The sequence below is a fragment of the Paenibacillus sp. JT31N17 genome (assembly GCF_056269255.1).
In genome coordinates this window covers 188116-207090 of record NZ_JBWDNP010000001.1, presented here as the reverse complement: position 1 = coordinate 207090, position 18975 = coordinate 188116, and the positions used below count along the sequence as shown (strand labels likewise).

16 protein-coding genes are annotated in these 18975 nt (G+C 48.0%); 1 reads left to right on the top strand and 15 read right to left on the bottom strand.

Annotated features, from left to right (window positions below; translation table 11 throughout):
• Nucleotides 1-107: 107 nt before the first annotated feature.
• The 3 genes from AC0YOB_RS00975 to AC0YOB_RS00965 form a co-directional block, all read right to left on the bottom strand.
• The gene (locus AC0YOB_RS00975; RefSeq protein WP_210039502.1) at nt 108-986 is read right to left on the bottom strand and encodes a carbohydrate ABC transporter permease; all 879 of its coding nucleotides are present in this window, start codon (nt 984-986) and stop codon (nt 108-110) included.
• Between the two features lie 12 nt (nt 987-998).
• Entirely contained in the window at nt 999-1955 is a 957-nt protein-coding gene (locus tag AC0YOB_RS00970) for an ABC transporter permease (RefSeq protein WP_475792273.1), read from the bottom strand.
• 104 nt (nt 1956-2059) lie between these two features.
• Complete coding sequence (locus AC0YOB_RS00965; protein WP_475791147.1) at nt 2060-3661, bottom strand: extracellular solute-binding protein; 1602 nt, start codon at nt 3659-3661, stop codon at nt 2060-2062.
• A 485-nt stretch (nt 3662-4146) separates the two neighbouring features.
• On the opposite strand from AC0YOB_RS00965, the gene AC0YOB_RS00960 reads away from it, so the two are divergent.
• Nucleotides 4147-5049 carry a manganese catalase family protein gene (locus AC0YOB_RS00960; protein WP_475791146.1) on the top strand — a complete coding sequence of 301 codons (903 nt, stop codon included), beginning with the start codon at nt 4147-4149 and terminating at the stop codon, nt 5047-5049.
• A gap of 225 nt (nt 5050-5274) precedes the next feature.
• On the opposite strand, the gene ppsA is transcribed toward AC0YOB_RS00960, so the two are convergent.
• The 12 genes from ppsA to AC0YOB_RS00900 all read right to left on the bottom strand — a co-directional run bounded on the left by ppsA (nt 5275) and on the right by AC0YOB_RS00900 (nt 18931).
• The gene (gene ppsA / locus AC0YOB_RS00955) at nt 5275-7869 is read right to left on the bottom strand and encodes a phosphoenolpyruvate synthase (RefSeq protein ID WP_475791145.1); all 2595 of its coding nucleotides are present in this window, start codon (nt 7867-7869) and stop codon (nt 5275-5277) included.
• A gap of 263 nt (nt 7870-8132) precedes the next feature.
• Nucleotides 8133-8726 (bottom strand): YdeI/OmpD-associated family protein, encoded by a 594-nt coding sequence (locus tag AC0YOB_RS00950; protein WP_475791144.1) that lies wholly within the window; start codon nt 8724-8726, stop codon nt 8133-8135.
• A 78-nt stretch (nt 8727-8804) separates the two neighbouring features.
• Complete coding sequence (locus tag AC0YOB_RS00945; RefSeq protein ID WP_475791143.1) at nt 8805-9236, bottom strand: SRPBCC family protein; 432 nt, start codon at nt 9234-9236, stop codon at nt 8805-8807.
• On the bottom strand, nt 9233-9562 hold the full coding sequence (locus AC0YOB_RS00940) for an ArsR/SmtB family transcription factor (protein ID WP_475791142.1): 330 nt from the start codon (nt 9560-9562) through the stop codon (nt 9233-9235). Before AC0YOB_RS00940 ends, AC0YOB_RS00945 begins: the two co-directional genes overlap by 4 nt.
• Before the next feature lie 71 nt (nt 9563-9633).
• A complete protein-coding gene (locus AC0YOB_RS00935; RefSeq protein ID WP_475791141.1) occupies nt 9634-10056 on the bottom strand; it encodes a DoxX family protein in 423 nt (140 codons plus the stop codon).
• Between the two features lie 307 nt (nt 10057-10363).
• A complete protein-coding gene (locus AC0YOB_RS00930; RefSeq protein WP_475791140.1) occupies nt 10364-11275 on the bottom strand; it encodes an aminoglycoside phosphotransferase family protein in 912 nt (303 codons plus the stop codon).
• Nucleotides 11276-11395: 120 nt separating this feature from the next.
• Nucleotides 11396-12823 carry a sensor histidine kinase gene (locus tag AC0YOB_RS00925; RefSeq protein WP_475791139.1) on the bottom strand — a complete coding sequence of 476 codons (1428 nt, stop codon included), beginning with the start codon at nt 12821-12823 and terminating at the stop codon, nt 11396-11398.
• Between the two features lie 3 nt (nt 12824-12826).
• Nucleotides 12827-13534, bottom strand: a complete 708-nt coding sequence (locus tag AC0YOB_RS00920) for a response regulator transcription factor (protein ID WP_475791138.1) — start codon at nt 13532-13534, stop codon at nt 12827-12829.
• A gap of 125 nt (nt 13535-13659) precedes the next feature.
• Nucleotides 13660-15828 carry a M1 family metallopeptidase gene (locus AC0YOB_RS00915; protein WP_475791137.1) on the bottom strand — a complete coding sequence of 723 codons (2169 nt, stop codon included), beginning with the start codon at nt 15826-15828 and terminating at the stop codon, nt 13660-13662.
• A gap of 31 nt (nt 15829-15859) precedes the next feature.
• Nucleotides 15860-16219 carry a YxeA family protein gene (locus AC0YOB_RS00910; protein WP_475791136.1) on the bottom strand — a complete coding sequence of 120 codons (360 nt, stop codon included), beginning with the start codon at nt 16217-16219 and terminating at the stop codon, nt 15860-15862.
• Nucleotides 16220-16245: 26 nt separating this feature from the next.
• Nucleotides 16246-18177, bottom strand: a complete 1932-nt coding sequence (locus AC0YOB_RS00905; protein WP_475791135.1) for an FtsX-like permease family protein — start codon at nt 18175-18177, stop codon at nt 16246-16248.
• Nucleotides 18164-18931 (bottom strand): ABC transporter ATP-binding protein, encoded by a 768-nt coding sequence (locus tag AC0YOB_RS00900; protein WP_475791134.1) that lies wholly within the window; start codon nt 18929-18931, stop codon nt 18164-18166. Before AC0YOB_RS00900 ends, AC0YOB_RS00905 begins: the two co-directional genes overlap by 14 nt.
• Nucleotides 18932-18975 lie beyond the last annotated feature (44 nt).

The window sequence follows — 18975 nt, the reverse complement described above, 5'->3', positions numbered from 1 at the left end:
GAAATTGAATGACAAAAGGAATCATAGGGGTCCCTTTCTTCACTTAAAATGCCTTTCCTCACTAATTCGTGGAAAACCGTCCCATTTCCTTCTGTTCATCCATGTTTTCACTCCTTAATCGCTCCAATCATGACGCCTTTGACAAAATATTTTTGCAAGAACGGATAGAGACACAAAATCGGCAGGGTCGATACAATGATGGTCGCATACTTGATCGTTTCCCCAATCGGCATTTTGTCCCCGACGGAGGCGCCCGTCATCATCGCGTCCGTGCTGTTTGTAATTAATATTTCCCGCAAAATAAGCTGCAGCGGATATAACTCGCGGTCACGCAAGTAGATCAATGCGGAGAAGTATGAATTCCAGTGTCCGACCGCGTACCATAATATCATCACGGCAATGACAGGCATGGACAGCGGGATAACGACCCGGAACAATATGGTCAGGTCGTTCGCTCCGTCGATTTTGGCGGATTCCTCCAGACTGACGGGTATTGCTTGAAAAGCCGTCCGCATGATGATCAGATTAAAAGTGCTGATCGCCCCTGGAATGAGCAGCGCCCAAGGCGTATTCAACATACCGAGATTGCCGATCAGCAGGTAAGAGGGAATTAGGCCTCCGCTGAATACCATCGTAATGACAATCATGAACATGATGTGATTTTTAAAATACAAATTGCGGCGAGAGAGCGCATACGCCCCCAGCGAGGTCATGAACAAGTTGATTGCGGTACCTGCCAGCACGTAAAATAGCGTGTTTTGATAACCTTTGGCAATCATGGGATTATCGAATACCGCTTTGTATGCCGACAAATTAAATCCGCGCGGTGCGAACAAGAGTCCACGGTGCTGAGCGACCTCCGAGGGATCGCTGAAGGAGGCAAAGAGGACATAAAGAAACGGATAAAGCGTTATAAAGCAAAGCAGCAGCATGAGAATGACGTTGAACACGTCAAAGCTCTTCTCCCCCAAACTCCTTTTAATCATGAGTTCCCTCCTTTACCAGAGCTTATTTTCGCTCACTCGTTTACTGACGGTATTCGAGATGACAATCAGTGCAAAGCTTATGATTGAATTAAAGAGACCTACGGCAGCGGTATACCCGTAATTGGCCTCCAGAATCCCTTTGCGGTAGACGAATGTCGAGATGACGTCCCCGGTTTCGTAGGTCTGGGGGTTGTACATAAGCAGGACCTTCTCGCTGCCGACGCTCATCATGGATCCCACATTCAAGATCAGTAAGATCACGATGGTCGGCATAATGCCGGGTATGGTAATATGCAGAACCTGCTTCAATCGGCCTGCCCCATCGATTTTGGCGGCTTCGTAAAGCGTTGGGTCAATATTGGCAATGGCGGCCAAATAAATGATGGATCCCCAGCCTACACCTTGCCAGACGCCGGATGAAACATATAAGAAACGAAACCATCCGGGCTCCCGGAAAAAAGCGATTGAATCCAGTCCCAGAAATCCCATTATCTGGTTGATAAGTCCGTCACGGGCCAAAAAATCAACCATCATCCCGACCACGACAACGATCGATATGAAATGAGGCAAATACGAAATCGTTTGTACGGAACGTTTGAATAGGGTGCTGCGAATTTCATTGAGCAGAAGAGCCATAAGGATAGCGGCCGGAAAACCGAACAACAGCTCATAAATGTTAATCAGGACCGTATTACGGACAAGACGCCCAAAATAATAACTGCTGAAAAACTCTTGGAAGTGATTGAATCCGATCCAGGGACTGCCGGCAATCCCTTGTCCGGGACTGAAATCCTTGAAGGCGATTTGCAAGCCGTACATGGGTCCGTAATGAAAGATAACGTAATAAGCGACAACGGGCAGCACCATCAGATAGATCAGTTTATTAACCTTTAGATCCTTTCGTATGGTGCGCCAGGCACTGTCCTTTTTCAATACTGCGGTTTTGTGTACCGCAGGCTCCGTTTGCATGACGGGCATGAATATTCACTTCCTCTCGATCGCTTACGATGATTCCCTGAAACTGCCGGGAGCTAATTACGCATGCCCCATCCTCCGGAGAATCGAACGGCCGATTATTTACGGTTGTTGTACCTTTCCAGGGCGGCCTGCTGGATTTTCAGAGCCTCATCGAGGCCCATGCCCTGTATGGTTTGGACATAATTATCGAAGCTTTCGATCGGTTCGGCTCCCATGACGAACTTGTTGAACATTTCGTCCTTGTAGGTATTAATGTCCGCCATAATTGACGCGAACCGGCTGCTTTCATCCTTGGTCGGGGTTACGAGCGGCATCTTCTTCTCGTTGCTCGGTTCAGACCATACCGTAACCGCATCTTTCTGCTCTGGCAGCGCTAAATATTGTTCCAAATAACGCTTGTCCTGAATGAACGGACCATCCCAGGACGCCCTGTTATGGCGGGCCATAGCTTGCTGTACCGGCAGCCCGTCAGCATTTTTCGAGATGTCATCCGTCCATTTGGGATAGCCGTCAACCAGATTGTAGCTTATGCCTTCCGTTCCGAAGTTGAACAGCATGTGCCCTTCTTCGGAATAACCATAATCGAGCCATTTGACCGTTTCAATCGGGTTCTTGTTGCTTGTTGTAATCGCCGCTCCTCTTCCGTTGAACGCAAAATCGAGCTGCCCGAGCTCCGGCTTGTCGCCCGGATTCAGCACGGGATACGGCACGGCCGCCAGCTTGAAGTTCGGATCTTTATCCTTCATCAGGTTGGAATATTTTCCGATTCCGCCACCAACAAGGAGTACGGCGGATCCGACTTGATTGCCCGTGATTTTGGCATCGTACAGCTTATCATCCGTCGCTGCATAATCACGGTCCAGAAGGCCTTCTTTATACCATTTGTTCATCGTCATCAGGAATTCCTTGAATTCGGGCTGAACCGGACCGAACTTGACGGTTCCCTGGTCCTGGTAGAAGCCGTTGGTTATGCCGTATGCGCCAATGAATGCATATGTTCCGAGTTCTGCAACCCGCAGCAGCAGAGGGATTTCATCCGGCTTGCCATTGCCGTTCGGATCCTTCTCTTTAAACGCTTTCAAAACGTTATACCATTCGTCGATCGTCGTTGGTGTTTTCAGCCCGAGCTTATCCATCCAATCCTGCCGGACTGCAGGTCCCTGGAACACCTGCAGCTCTTTGCCATCCCGGATAAACGGGAAGGATATGATGCTGCCGTCGTCTGTAGTAATTTGCTTACGCCAATCCGGATGCGAGTCGAGCAGTTGTTTAAGGTTAGGAGCGTATTTATCGATATAATCATTCAATTTAATAATAGTGCCGTCTTTGACCGCCTTCTCCGGACCGCCGGGGAAGCTCGTCGTCCAATGATATTCAATGACATCAGGAAGCTTGCCCGATGTAATCATTAAGTTAAACTGCTCTGCATCCTGTCCTTGAGGCGGATGCTGGAAATCGACCTTGACTCCGGTCTTTTGTTCCAGTCCTTTATATAGTTCGATTTCGTTATAACTTTTCATAGTTGCGGACGCTTGACCGGCCATGCCTGTCCAATACGTCAGACTGGTCAGCTTTGGAACCTCTGCCGGATCAGTAGTTGCTTCTTGGGCAGGACTGGATGAGTTACATCCAGCCAAAAGGGATGCTCCCAAGCATGTAATGAATAGAAAACTTGAAACCTGTTTCTTTTTTGTCATGAATCTATTACCTCCTTTTTCTTATCACCCGGAATCAAACACTTATCAAAGCTGCAAGGTATAGATACCTGGTGTCACCTAAGCGTAATCGCAACACTTGAAATAGGCTATAAACGATATTTAATGTCGACCTCTATTTTTATAATTTTGAACATGCAATTTTTCATCCGGGCTGTTAAAACTAAAGGTTTATAGCAAAAATCGATCCAGAAAACAAGAAAAGCCCACCTCATGGCGAGCTGATTCCCGGTCTGCGAACGTTGAGTAAATACAAGCAGCCTGATCGCTATAGTGGCAACAACCAATACGCCAACTTATCTGATGCAGCGAAAAAACCAGTCCCCCTCAGGGGACTGGTTTAGCCTCATGAATCCTAATTTTCAGGATGTCCAATTCTCAAAAAAGCATAATAAATGCTTATTACTTGTGAATCCAGGTTAATAGCCCTTAGCATCTCACAACCATTTTGGGAGGTAGAAAAATTTATGTTCAAGCGTATGGATGAAATAATGATTGAGATACCTTCTGTCGAGAAACCCGATCCCAATGCTGCTGCAGCCATTCAAGAATTGTTAGGCGGGAAGTTCGGCGAAATGTCGACGTTAAACAATTACCTCTACCAATCCTTTAATTTTCGTTCAAAAGAAAAACTAAAACCTTTCTATGATTTAGTTATGAGCATAACGGCGGAAGAGCTTGGCCACGTCGAGCTGGTTTCTCATGCTATTAATAACTGTCTGAGAGGCTCAACCGATTATAAAGAGCCGGACAAGACTCCTCTCGGTCCGGTCAAAGACTCGCGCTTGTCTTACCACTTTTTAGCCGGAGCGCAAGGTGCGATGCCTTTTGACTCCATGGGGAATCCCTGGACGGGCGCCAATGTCTTTAACAGCGGAAATTTAGTGGAAGACCTGCTTCATAACTTTTTCCTTGAGTGTGGCGCCAGAACACACAAAATGAAGGTATATGAAATGACGGATCATCCTGCTGCCCGTGCAGTCGTTGGATTTCTCCTTGTAAGAGGGGGCGTTCATGTTGTGGCGTATGCCAAAGCACTGGAAATCGCAACAGGAGTCAATGTAACGAAATTGGTGCCGATACCGTCATTGAGCAATAAATCGTTTAATGAAGCCAGAAAATACGAGGAAAAGGGTGTTCACACGAAGCTGTACACGTGGAGCGATAATGATTTTAATGCAATTGATCAGATCTGGAAAGGAACGCACCCCGAAGATGGACTCCCGCTTGAGGTTATCCAAGGCGTACCAAAAGGGGTACCCATTCCAGAAGCCCCTTCTGCCGAAGAGGAATTTGCACCCGGAATCTCCGAAGATGATTTTAAAGCCATAGCCAAACGACTTAAATTAGCCGGTAATATTAAAGAATAGCCGCAGCCGTATGAATGTGCTCTTATCATCTCAAATCTCATTATGAAAGCTGTTCAGATTTTCTGGACAGCTTTCGCTTCTCATGGAGGAAGAGTTTATTATGCTGCGTAATCATGGACAAAAGGTAGGTAAAAGGACGAACAGGCTAACCGCCCTTTTATCCATGACAGGATGCATTTAATGCCGTCCATTACGCTAGAGGCTCTTACTTGACGTATTCAGCCATTACAATATTTCGATATACCCTTCTGTTCCATGCACGCGAATTCGTTGCCCATCCTTTATCAGTCTGGTAGCATTATCCACTCCGACAACGGCCGGCAAGCCATATTCACGCGCGATAACTGCTCCATGGGTCATCAGTCCGCCAACTTCGGTGACCAGGCCTTTTATGGATAAAAATAACGGTGTCCAGCCAGGATCAGTAAAGGAGGTGACTAATATATCTCCATCTTCCAGATCGGCATATTCCATATTTAAAATAACACGCGCTCTTCCTTCTATCACTCCGGAAGAAACAGGCAGACCAACAATCGCATTGGCCGGCAAATTTTCTCGTTTGTACTCACCTGAAATGATTTCACCATCAGACGTCATGACACGCGGGGGAGTTAGTTTTTCGAAAAATTTGTAATCCTCTTTTCGTTTGCTGATGATCTGATCATCAAGTTTGTTTGTGCGTACGACTTCATGAAGTTCTTCAAAAGTGAGATAGTACGTATCTTCTTTGTCATGGATAACGCCAGCTTGAACGAGTTGTTCGGCTTCTTTCAGCAAAGCCTGCTTATAAACGAAGTAGCGGCTTACTATGCCGTATTTTGGATATTCCCGGTAGCCGATGAAATTGCGGATGAGGTCGATCATTCGTTTTGTTTCTTTGGCTTTTTGTTCACCATCCGGTAATTGCTTCAATCGTTCTATTAACTCTTGTTCTTTTTCCAAAGCCTCCTGGCGCCCTTGCTCAAATTTTCGCTTGCCGGCATTAGGCTCAAAGTTCTTGATGTTACCAAGAATCATAGGGACAAGTGTAATTGGTTTTTCATTCCAACGGGTTCTCGTAATATCGATTTCTCCGGTGCATCGCATTCCGTATTTGCTGAGATAATCATAGATAGCGTCTTGGGTTTCCCTTCCTCCATCAAGCTTAACCAGTTCCTCCAGAAAGTTATCTTCTTTTGCATGCTGCAAATAATCAATCACCTCTGGATAAGGGCGAATCACATCCGCGACATCCAATAGCGCCAGACCCATTTCCGAAGTAATATTATTGGGTACAGATTGAGAAAGTGTATCTGCTGCGTTTTTTTCGCCTAACCACTCGTTCATGTTTTCATTAATCCATGATGTAGCATTTATAGCAGCCATAAACACAGCCGAGCTTTGTGGGTCAAACAAGATCTTCTTTAATTGCTGGAGATCTTCCAGAATAAAATCAAACAATTCCGATCCCGATTTCGCTTGAATGTTTTGTTTTAACTCTTCTATCGATGTTTGACTGCGCTTAATCAAATCAGAAACGATTGTCGGATCGTTCTCGAATTGTGGCAGCATATCTGTATTACTTCTACCCAGAATCGGTGCTGTTTGATCATTTGGTAACAATTTTATAAAATCTCGTTCTATTATGGTCATGAGTGCGCCTATTATGAGCGGATCGGATGCCAGGGTATTTAATAAAGCTTCCCGGCCGGCAGGTGTAGCCAGCCTGGGTGCAACATCAACAAACAACCTCCCGCCGGCTTTACGCATAGGTGCAGGCGTAATTAACAGGTAGAAAGACAACCCCAATGGTTTTATGGGATCTAACATCATTTGTTGATGACCAACAGACAGATAGACGTGATTTTCTTGGGTATTCGCTTCAGGGATCGGGTATAAAGTAGTGATCGGCCGACTCTGGACAATATAAAATGTATCATCAGCCAAACACCATTCGATATCTTGCGGGCTACCAAAATAAGCTTCGATCTGTCTTCCGATGTGTGCCAGCTGTAAAATTTGTTGCTCAGTAAGTGTTTGAGAATTCTGCTGATCAGGATCGATCTGCTTTGTCTCTGTTCCGCCTTCTTTCCTTCCATAGATAGCCAACTTTTTGGTTGCTATTCGCTTATCGACGATTTCCTCTTCCCTCACTTTATAACAATCAGCAGAGACCAAGCCGGAGACCAGCGCTTCTCCAAGTCCAAAACTGGCATCGATGGATAGCAGCTTTCGGCTTCCAGTAATGGGATCAGCGGTAAATAAAATCCCTGAAGCCTGCGGGAAAACCATCCTTTGAACGATAACGGATAAATAAACTTGACCGTGATCGAATCCATTCTGCATACGGTAGATTACCGCGCGCTCCGTGAACAGGGAAGCCCAGCATTTGCTGATATGCTGCAGGATCGCATCTTTGCCGATGATATTTAAATAGGTATCTTGTTGACCGGCAAAAGAAGCATGCGGCAAATCCTCAGCAGTAGCGCTAGAACGCACGGCATAAGCATGTTCATCGCCAAACCGGGATAGATAGAGAGCAACGGCATTCACAACATCGGAAGGGATTTCTATCTCCGTAATGATTTGACGCAGCTTCCTGCTGATTTCACCAATTTGTTCTCGATCCTCTACTTTTAGCATGGTTAGATGATCCAACAAAGCATGATACCTTTCGTTTTGATCGATGGCTTTTTGGTACCCCGCTGTTGTAACACAAAATCCTTCCGGTACTTGTATCCCTTGAATTTTTGATAATTCCCCTAAATTCAACCCTTTTCCGCCAACAAGCCAAAGCTGCGTTTTTTCCATTTCCTGAAAATCGAGAACCAAAGAACTCATTCAACATCTCTCCTAACTGTTAAATTGAGAAAAAACATTTGACAAGAGTTTACCGGCATGGTACACTAAGAGTGTAAGATGAAATAATCATGCCAACATGACTTTACGGAGTCGTGATCTGATTATATCATCGTGTCTGTTTATATGCAATATAAAAGAACCTGATAAAACCACCCAGGTTCTTTTTTGTATTCCCTCTATCATTAGTCACATCAAAAACCATGGTTCGAGCGGAACTCCGTCACTTGCAGCCTACCGAAATCCTAATCATCTAATCCCTTTCCATTGAGGATGTGCACAATATATTTTTCAACCCTTGATTCTCGAGTTTTGGATTGCTTGGGTGTAGAAAAATGCAAAATATATGCTCTTTGCCGTCCCGGCGTCAATGCTTCAAAAGCCGTTTTTAAATCGGGGATTTCAACGAATTTATTGTCTAATTCTTCAGGTATGATATATTCCGTATTCTTTTTATAGTTCACTTGCAAGCCGGCTTTTTCAACTTCAATGGCTTCATCAATATATGCTTTCAACATAAGCTGCATTTCATCGATATCTTGAACATTGGTGAACCGAATTTGGCGCGCTGCCTGAACATTCTCCGTTTGCTGGATTAGGATCCCATGAGGATCTTTTAATAACGCGCCTTTGTGAAACAGAAGCGCGCAGTAATCCTTAAAACCATGGATCAAAACGATGTTTTTATTGTCAAGCGTGTAACAAGGATGCATCCACTTAAAATCCTCGGTCAGCCCGCAGTCAAGAACGATATCTCTCAATAGCTCGAATTCTTCCTTCCACTTCTTAAGCTTGTTAAAATAAGGATCAATCTTAGGATTCCTTTCACCTTTTATCATAAAGGTACCCCCTTCAGCTTTTTGTTTTAACTTGCTTGATTGCGGTCGATAGATCAAATGCCGCGGTTCACAAGGGCTTCATACGGCCCTTGTTGCCAATGCCGTTTCAAGCTCGCCGCACCATTTTCCCCAACCATATCTAGCGCCTTCGAGACCTTGTACATTGGCGAATCCGGTTTGTTCAAGATGAAGGTTAACCTTTCCGTCCCCTAAATCCTGCAGCGTCCAGGTGACCGTGTGCTTCTCCCCTCCGCTGGACCAAGTATAGGATACCCGGTTTGGTGCGTCCACGATCAGCACTTCTCCGTCGATAATGCCATCCCAATATTCGGACGGCTGCGTGCGAAACTGAAAACGGTGTCCGACGACGGGCTCAAAATCATTTTCCATCGCCTGACCACTGTGGATGTTGACCACCCACCTGGCTAGCTTGCTTGAATCGGTTATGGCGGACCAAAGTTTTTCGATCGATGTCGTGTACTGAAAATCCAAGGATAATGCTAAACTCATTCTTCTTCCTCCTCCAATAGTTGGCTCAAGCGCAGCATATTCGTACTCCAGAACTTGCCGTAGAAGCCCACCCAATCTTGAATTTCTCTGAGCGGAGAGGCGTTCAGCCTGAATCGCGTTTCTCTGCCGACTTTTCGGTCTAGGACCAGTCCCGCCTCTTTAAGGATTGTCAAATGTTTGGATACCGCTGTGCGGCCCATTTGAAACTGTGCCGTTAATTCATGAAGCGGTATCTCCTCTGCCTCTGCCAACAGACGAATCAGCCGGCGCCTTGTTGGATCAGCAATCGCATCAAACACATCCCGCAGCTGGTTGTTCTCGCTCACAACACCCTCTCCATTCTGTAGTAGAAATCTTCTGGCGGTACCAATGGACAGCCGTTTATTTCACCGACAACCTAAAGTTTGCGGCTCTTCGGACGCAGCGCCCAAGAGGCGATATTTAGTGCAGCATATGAAAGCGGTAGAATAATATTAAACCCGTAATCACCATAATCGTCAGCAAACACATGAGATAAAGCCGCACCAGTCATTAAAAAGAAGATACCAGCGTGAGCCCATTCTTTAAGCTGAGGAAAACCTGGCACGACGAGAGCGATGACTCCAAGCACTTTCCAAATCCCGAGAATGGTCAAGATGTACAATGGGTAATTAATATTCGTCACCAACTCGACGTTTCCCCCATATTGCATCAATTGCCCGATACCACTTAACATAAGAGCTGCTGCGAGCAGTATTGTGACTGTCCAATAAGCAAGCATTTTTCCTCGGGGCTGGATTTGTACCATCGCGGTTGTTTCCCTACCAATGATCGTACTCATTCTGGTTCCTCCTCATAATGGTTGATTCAAGCGGACGATTTTCTTGCTCCAAACTTTCCAATGACTGGCTCCCAATTGGACACCATATGGTGACGATTTGATTATAGGACACCATTGAGTGTCCTGTCAACAACATTTTTAAATTCCCCTGAAAACGTCTGTAAGCCATGTGTGACAACATTTTATGCCATTTGGCTCTTTGGCTCTTTGGCTCTTTGGCTCTTTGGCTCTTTGACTAAATGTTAATAAGCCTCGGCGCGCTAATGCCAAAGCTTTTGATTACGGCTCCATTCTTTTTGGACAGATCTCAATCCAGGCATTTGGCAAAGCGCTCCGTAATTTGGATGCCTCTGTGCCAATCCGTTCCTCCGTCTTCAATCGTCCAGCATGCCTCAAGCACACCCCGCGCCACACCCCACATCGCAATTCGGCGAGGGTCAAGACCGAGACGATCGGCCATTATCGCAATCCGGCCCCGCAGAACCTGCTCGCAGTTGCCGCCTCGATCCTCATAATTAAGCAGATACTGGATAGTATCAAAATGGATGTCACCCAAGATGCCTTTGGGATCAATGACAACCCATTGCTCTTCACCTTGGCGAAGGATGTTTTCATGATGCAGATCGCCATGCAGCAGAAGATGCTCACTCGTGGTCGTTATGAGATACGCCAGACATTCTTCGGCATTTTCCACCCAGCTCGCAGGCAGCGGCGCGGCAATGGTTACATCGCCTAAGCGCTCGCGGTACCGCTCGATTGCCGCGAAATGCTGTCTCATAGACGGGTACATACTCCCGGTTGGTGAAGGAAGGTGAAGACGGCGAAATACTTCGCAAAAGAGATCCGTCGCGCGTGCATCATCCTGAATTGATGACAACGGCGTGCCAGGGTCGGCACCCTCCAGCAGGGCCACGCCCCACTCCTCGTCTGCATCCAGGACATGAATCGCCCCCCGGCCCTCATAGGCACGAAGCACACTGACTTCCCTAGAAAGCTCATCTTTCATAAAAGATGATTTAAGGACGGCTGGCTTCCCGTCGCTGCGCTTTACTCGAAGCACGAAGTTATAGGATAAATCGGAAAATGGAGCTTCTGCGATAAAGTTGAAACGGCTTTCACAGTCGGCAATCAACCCGGGCAGCGCCTCCGACCATGTTACTCCTTGCTCACCGTGGAGTTCGTGCATTCTTTCAATAAAATTATCAGGGATCACAATCACGCCCAATGCCTCCTTTTAAAGAGTTGTCTGCTTCTTCTCTTCTTCGACATGAGGTATTGTAAAATCCTGTTTCGCCGACGCAATTCGGAGTATTATGCTGCTGTATCCTTTTTTAGATTATCAATTGCCCGCTTTTTGCGGCAGGTTCAACCGGATTTCCATGCGGGTTCCCTGGTGAGGCGCGCTGCTGACCTGAATTTCTCCTTTATGCGCCACAACGATGTCATTCGTAATGGCCATGCCCAGACCGGAGCCTTTATGAAGCTCGCCTGTGCTGGTGCCACGGTAATATCTGTCAAAGATGCGTTCAATTTCATCCTCCTTGATTCCTTTTCCGTTATCCTCGACACGGATGACGGCATCGCTCCCGCTTGTCTCCACGCTTACTTGAATGTGCACGGCTTCGTCGTTATGGACGATCGAATTATAGATGATATTGGCGACCGCCCTCCGGATCAGAATGCCATCCACCTTCGCGACGATGACCTCGTCGCTGCAGTGAAAATCGATATTGCGGCTCGCGTACATGGCATCGTTCAGGATGTCAATGACGATATTCCGGACAAGACTGACGATATTTACATTTTTCAGTTTGAGCGCAAGCTCTTTATTCTTCAAACGGGTGGACAGGTTCAGGTCCTCGATGACCTCTTTCAAATACAGCGATTTGCGTTCAATGATTTCTGCATATTCCCTTATTTCCTCGATGGAAAATTGATAGTCCCTGTCCTTGATCATCTCCGCGTATCCTTGTATGGAAGCCAAGGGCGTTTTGATGTCATGCGAAACATTGCCGATCCATTCTTCCTTCATCCGATCAAGCTTTTTTCTTTCGACTTCGTTGGCCTGAAGCTCATTGGAAAGCAAATTGACGTTCAAAAAAACGTCCTTGTATACACCTTCGGGCCTATACTGGACCTTGTAATTTTTATTCGCCATACGCTTGATGGCCTCAATCAGCACATACAGCGGCTGCGTCAGCCGTTTGCTGAACAGATAGCCGATGAACAGCGCGATCAACCCATCGAGGACAATCAGAACGAGGCTGCCGTTTTTCAAAATTTGCCCGGTTTTGCGGATATCAAGCGCTACAACCACCCGCCGCAAATTTGGATCTTTAAACCCGATCAAGTAGCTGTAGCGATGATTTTGAACCTTCTTTTCCCCCACAAAAACCGTTGAAAGGTAGTTAACCTCCAGGTATTTGTAAATATCTATAATATCCAGCGGGGTATATTTGGTTTTAGCCCCCTCAGGGACGCGGTAGCCGTACAGCTGCCTGCCGTCTTCATCCAAAACCTGAATCCATGCTTGATGGCGGGCAAGAAGCTCCTTTCCCCCGTCCGATACCGAGATTCCGGATGGCGAAGCCGCGATATATTGCCCGAAGGAACGCGTCATCGACTCGGCGGAGTTCCCTTCAGTCTGAGCCAGAAAGCCGCTGTTCATCACCAGCAGCGCAATAACCGCCGTGATATTCATGACGATCACAATGACGACAATGAGCACGATGGATACGAGGTATCTTCCGGTCAACTGCCATTTCATCGGTCAATCATCCTCTACGGCCAATTTATATCCCAATCCCTTAACCGTAACCAGATACCGCGGGTTGGAGGGATCGTCTTCGATCTTTTCCCGAAGCCTTCGGACATGAACCATCACCGTATTGTCGAATCCGAAAAACTCCTCGCCCCACACATGGTCATACAGGCTTTCCTTGCTTATAATCCGGTTTGGATGCTTGAGCAGATAGGTGAAGAGGCCCAGCTCCTTCGGCTTCAATTCAAGGAGCATTCCGTTCTTTTTTAATTCGACTTTATGCTCATCCCATTCAAAAGGCCCTGCCTTAATCAAATGCCCCGTCTTCTCCCCTTCCAAAGAGAAATCCTCTCTCCTGAAGCGGGCCTTGATCCGGTAGGCTACTTCTTTTGGACTGAACGGCTTGGTAATATAGTCATCGCCGCCGATCGCGAAGCCCAGAATTTTATCGATCTCTTCGTTTTTTGCCGATAAGAAGAAAATGGGCACATTGGAGACGCTGCGTATTTTTTTGCATACATCGTACCCTTCGCCGTCCGGAAGCATGATGTCCAGAACGACAATATCCGGCTGCCTTCTCTGAAACTCCTGCCAAGCCTCTTCCGCAGTAGACGCCGTGTATACATGTCCGATCCGTTCCTTGATCAATACCGTTTGCAGCAACCTTACAATGTCCGCCTCGTCGTCCACAATGAGCACCTTATGATTGAGCGTCAAACCGTTCACAGCCTCCTTGCCTGGGGTCGGATTCGCTGCCGCGGCAGACAAACCCGGCACATACCCTCATATTACCCTCTCAACAGGTTACTATACAAATGTCCGGCCGCAAGGGTATGCCTTTGCTACTCTGCGAAAAATTTCGAAATGGGGTTGACAAGCTTCTTTTCCGAGATGATTTTTCCCGTCTTTCCCATTTCATAATATTGATAAAAATCGGAGGTGAAATTGAAGACCTTCGACATCTGCGCCGAAATCGGCCCCTCGGCTTCCCCGTTTAACCGATCCTGGTTCCAATAAAAATGGAGCAGCAGGCGATCGTGATTATAGGGGTGCTTGATAATATAGGCACCCGCCGCTTCCGGCTTGCTCATCCTGTCTTTCCAGGAAAAGCCGGTGTCCCCGGAATTTTGGACGATGCCTGGCTTCAGCGCTTGAATAAGCCCGTTCGACTCGGCATTGCCGATCGCGATAATATTGCTGACCGCCAGTTCTTTTCCCATTTCGCTTTTCAACTGCCGGCGGCTTGTGATGACCTCGGGCTGAATTCCGAAGATGGCCAGCATGCTTTTCAGATCGGTGACGAACTTTCCCTGCCCGTCATTATCGCCATCATCGTCGCTCACGACGATGGCCAGCGGTTCCCCCTGCAGCGCCTTGCTAATGATCCGGCTCATCGTTTCAAAGGGAAGGTCCGGCACTTCCAGGGAAGATTCGTATGCCTGCAGGAATATATGATGGGTGTAAGCGGCTTTCTCTGCGTCCGAGAGCCGGTATTCCTGCTTCAGAATAAAATTCGGTTCATGCAGAGACTTGTCCATCTCATCGGCCGCCGCGCTCCCCAATGTATCCTTGACCGTCTGTAAAAGCCCGTCAATCGATGCGTTTTTATATTCGTACCTATTGAAATATGCCTTCATGAACGTATCGAACTTCTCTTCGCCCGCCGTGCGGTACAGCTGGTAAATCGCCTGCCGGCCTTTTACATAAAAAACCGGATTCGCCAAATCGCCAACTTCGCTATTGGATGAGGCGATGGGCACATCGAAGGACGATTCATCGAATCGAACGGCTTGAAAGCCGTTTAAGGCATCTCCCTGTTTCTCAAAAAAATAAGCGCTGGAAAAATCGGCAAAGCCTTCATCCAGAAACGATTCCTGCTCCGAGTTGTTGCCAATTAAGGAATGGAACCACTGATGCGCGATTTCATGGACGAATACCGTATCTTTCGCCGGGTCAGCATTGCCTTGCAGCACGCCCATCTGAATAACCCGGGAAAATTCGACCGCGGCTCCTTCAACGTACGACTCGGCGATCCGGAATTCGGGATACGGGTATTTGCCGTACTTTTCGTTAAAAAACCCGATCGCTTGAAAGGCTTGATCGATATACCGGTCTACAAGCTTTTTCTTATCCGGCTGATTGTCGAAATAATAATATTCGATGGTCAACCCGTCCCTCGTCACGCTCTCCACCTTATAGTCAGGACTTGCAAAAAAGACGAACTCCCGGGTGTTTGCAGCAGTGGCGGATACGGTTTTTCGCCCGGCTTCTTCCCGGTCCTCCTCGGTTGCAATCGTTCCCGGCATCAATACTTGATATGAGTCCGGCACATTGAGATGTACCTGGAAGTTGGAGGAAATGTAATGGTCGGATTCGAATGTTCTGCTGTAAGGCGCTCGATCCCATTGATGCGTACCATCATTATACGTGGACATAACGGGAAACCAATGCGCTCCGTTGATGATGTCCTTATAATGCGACAAGCGCTCCTGGCCATACGGAATTGTGACATCGAAGCTAACCTGCACGCTCGTCACCTCGCCCGGCTTAAGCTCCTGCTTCAACTGAACAGTTAACGCCTGATCGGCATTGTTGTATGTCAACGGCTGACCATCGGCAGCCACCTCCTTTATGTCGATGCCGCCGAGAAAGTCGTCGGGCTTCAATGCCGGATTGTTCTTCAGAATCTCTTCGTTGCTGTTTGCAAAAGTCGCAGACTGGGTGGATGCCGAGCGATTGGCGTCGGCATACGTGTGAAAGACCAATTCCCGCAGCGTATCCTTCGACATATTCCGGTAAGTGACTGTTTCGCTTCCCAGGATATGCATATTCGTTTCATCCAGCCGGGCATCGATCCGGTATTGAACAGGCGCGGGCGCTTCGGCGATATTCGCGGCTTCCCGGGCAGCCGCTGCCGGCTCTGTAATGGCGGCCGGGAAAGCCGCAAGTGTGAATACAATGGAAAAAGTCACGGCTTTTCGGGTTGCGGACGCAAAAACTGTTTTTTTCATTTTCAGCTCTCCTTATGATTAAAATTGTGTATTAATGACCTTCCAGCTCCCGCTTGGCCGGCTCCGGCAGCTCTTGCTCCCGAACCTCCTGATAGGAGCTCGCCTTGCCCCCTTTCAGATATACGCGCAAGTAAGCATCCTTGCGCAATTCTTTGTTTGCGGTAAATATGACGTTCTTCTCTTTGCCGTCCTTGTCGAAGCCCTCCAGCGTATATTGGTAATACACATAGGTCATGCCGTCGTCCGCTTTATCTTCCATTCTCACGCCTTTTCCGACTTGGACGTAATATTGGTCGGTGCCCAGCCTGTTCAGATTCACGTTTTGAAGCAGCAGGACGGATCCGAACAGCAGGACAAGTACGGTTATAATCGTGATTAGGAAAGCTTTCATCACCAATCGCTCCTTCTATTTATCTGTTAGTTGAAGTTCGTTACGATTCTGCAGTAGGCATTCACCGTAAACAAATAGTAGATAAGATAAATACACGTATAGACCCCCATGCAGACGGCAACCGGAATGGCCAAGCCCGACTGCATCAGATGGGACACTGCTGATAAGGCCGCCGCACAGTGAGCAATTCCGGCAACCAGCGGCAGGGCAAAAATAAACCTGACCTGTTTGGCGACCGCGCGGCGGATCTCTTTTTTATTGAAGCCGATCTGATATAAGACCCGGTACCGCGCTTTATCCGAATTTGCTTCGGTCAATTGCTTGAAGTAGATGATGCTGCCTGTCGCCGCCAAGAAGACAAGGCCCAGGAATCCGCCCATAAACATGATCAGGCCGGTCGATTGCATTCCCAGGGAGTAATCGCTGTAAAAGCTTGTAAAATTGGCTTTCTCCGGCAGAATGCTCTCCAGCTCCTGCGTCAGCGGCTTGGCATTGTCCTGGCGGGTGATGCCGTAAGCCTCGACGGTCGTTGCCGGGGACTTGGTCTTCAGCTTCGCATACATTTCGTCGCTGACGACGATGGTGAAGTACACCGTTCGCTGGTTAAGAACATTGTATTTTTTCAGTTCCTTGAAGGTCAGCTTATCGCTCTCCCCGCTTTCATTCAGCGTAATGGCAGAGCCTGTGTATGCCGGTGACATGCCGTCGATATACACCGGGTCCAGCGCGGCGGCTTCGTCCGTCTGCAGGCTTAACGACTCCTTCCGCCCCTGAAGCTTGGCGAGCCGGTTGAACTCCCGGTTGGACAGCACGGTGAAGGTTTGCTCGTCCGAACCGCCGGTCTTGTACAGTTCCGAAGTATCGGCATCCGCCTGAAGCAGCGGAATGGACTCATGGTAGAGTACGTGATGATCCGGAGAATGCCGGATCGCGTTATCCGCCTGTCGGGAGACGCCGGTGTCCGTATCCACAAACATGATGCTGTTCGGGTTGGCCTGCGAGACAGAGCTCCGGTTGTTGTAATACAAGCTGTACGCAGTGCCGACTGCCGTGAGCGTGGTTGCGCTCAGCACGGCAATGACGGTCAGCATCCGGGCGTTGCCCTTCATCCTGTACAGCAGCTGGGATGTCCCGATAAGGTTGACGCCTTTCCAATAATGCCGCTTGTTGCGTCTGGACAGCTTCAGCCAGGTAACAGTCACCGTATTGAACAGCAGATACGTTCCGATAATAACCGCAACCAGAATCGAGAGCGGGGTGATCATGAATCCCAGCGCCATCCACGCATCCGATTGAAGCGGGTTTTGCAAGGCCAGCCAGTAGCCGCCTCCGATCAGGATGAGAGAGAGTGCTACGATTGCCGCAGAAGCCTTCGGTTCATCCTCGCGCTGCCGGTCCGCATAAAACAATTCCACTAACTTGAACCGGTAAATCAGACGATAACCTTGAATTGAAGTAAACAGTATAATAATCATAAACACGATGAACGTGTTTATGACGGCGGCGGAAGAAATGGAAAAGCCGACGGCGGCATCATAGCCCATCGCTCTCATCAGAATCATGACGAAGAACCGGCTGAGCGCGGAGCCGAGCACAATTCCCGCTGCAAGCGCGAAAAGGCCCATCACAATATTTTCATAAAACAGCATGAGCCCGATTTGCTTTTTGCGCATCCCGAGCAAGGCGTACAGCCCAACCTCCCTTTTGCGTTTCCGCGTGAAATATGAGTTCGAATACCAGATAAATATGGCGACGAACACGACCAGTACGACTGCCGCGCCGCTGAAAGCGGACCTGATCTGGATCGGTCCGTCCGATACCGACTGAATCGTGCTGTCGTATTTTAAGGACACGAAGGTAAAGTAAATGACAATGCTGAAAATCATGGAAGCAAAATAAAGAAAATAATGGGTGAAATTTTTCCGGATATTTTTTCCGGCGATTTTAAACAACGTCATGATACCCACCTCCGAGCGACGCCAGCACCTCCAGAATGTGCTGAAAAAAATCTTTGCGTGTCCCCTGACCCTTATGAAGCTCTTTAACGAGCCGGCCGTCGTTTATAAAGAGGACCCGCTGGCAGTAGCTGGCGGCGTAGGCGTCATGAGTCACCATCATAATGGTTGAATGCTCGGACAGATTGAGCTCCTGCAAACTTTCCAGCAGGCCGGTCGCCGATTTCGAATCGAGCGCGCCGGTCGGCTCGTCCGCTAAAATAAGGCGAGGCTGCGCAACCATTGCCCTCGCCGCCGCCGCCCGCTGCTTCTGACCTCCCGAAATCTGGTACGGATACTGGCCGAGAATATGAACGATACCGAACGTATCCGCGATTGTGCTCACCCGCGCCTTGATCTCCGCCGGCGGCACTTTGGACAAGGCGAGCGGCAGCAATATATTTTCCTGTACCGTCAATGTATCGAGCAGATTATAATCCTGGAAGATAAAGCCCAGCTTATTCCTCCTGAAATCGGACAGCTCCGCCTCGCTCATGGACACGATATTTTGGCCGTCGATCGTAATTTCGCCGGAGGTTGGCGTATCAATGGTCGACAGAATGTTCAGCAAGGTCGATTTTCCCGCCCCGGAAGGGCCCATAACCCCGACGAATTCCCCTTCCTTTATATCGAGGTCAATGCCCTGCAAGGCCGGATATTCATTTTCTTTGGTTCCGAACGTCTTTTGCAAATTAACAGCTTGCAGAATGGTTTTCATTTGACTATCTCCTTAAAAAAAACGAATTATGTCGCTAACCTCAT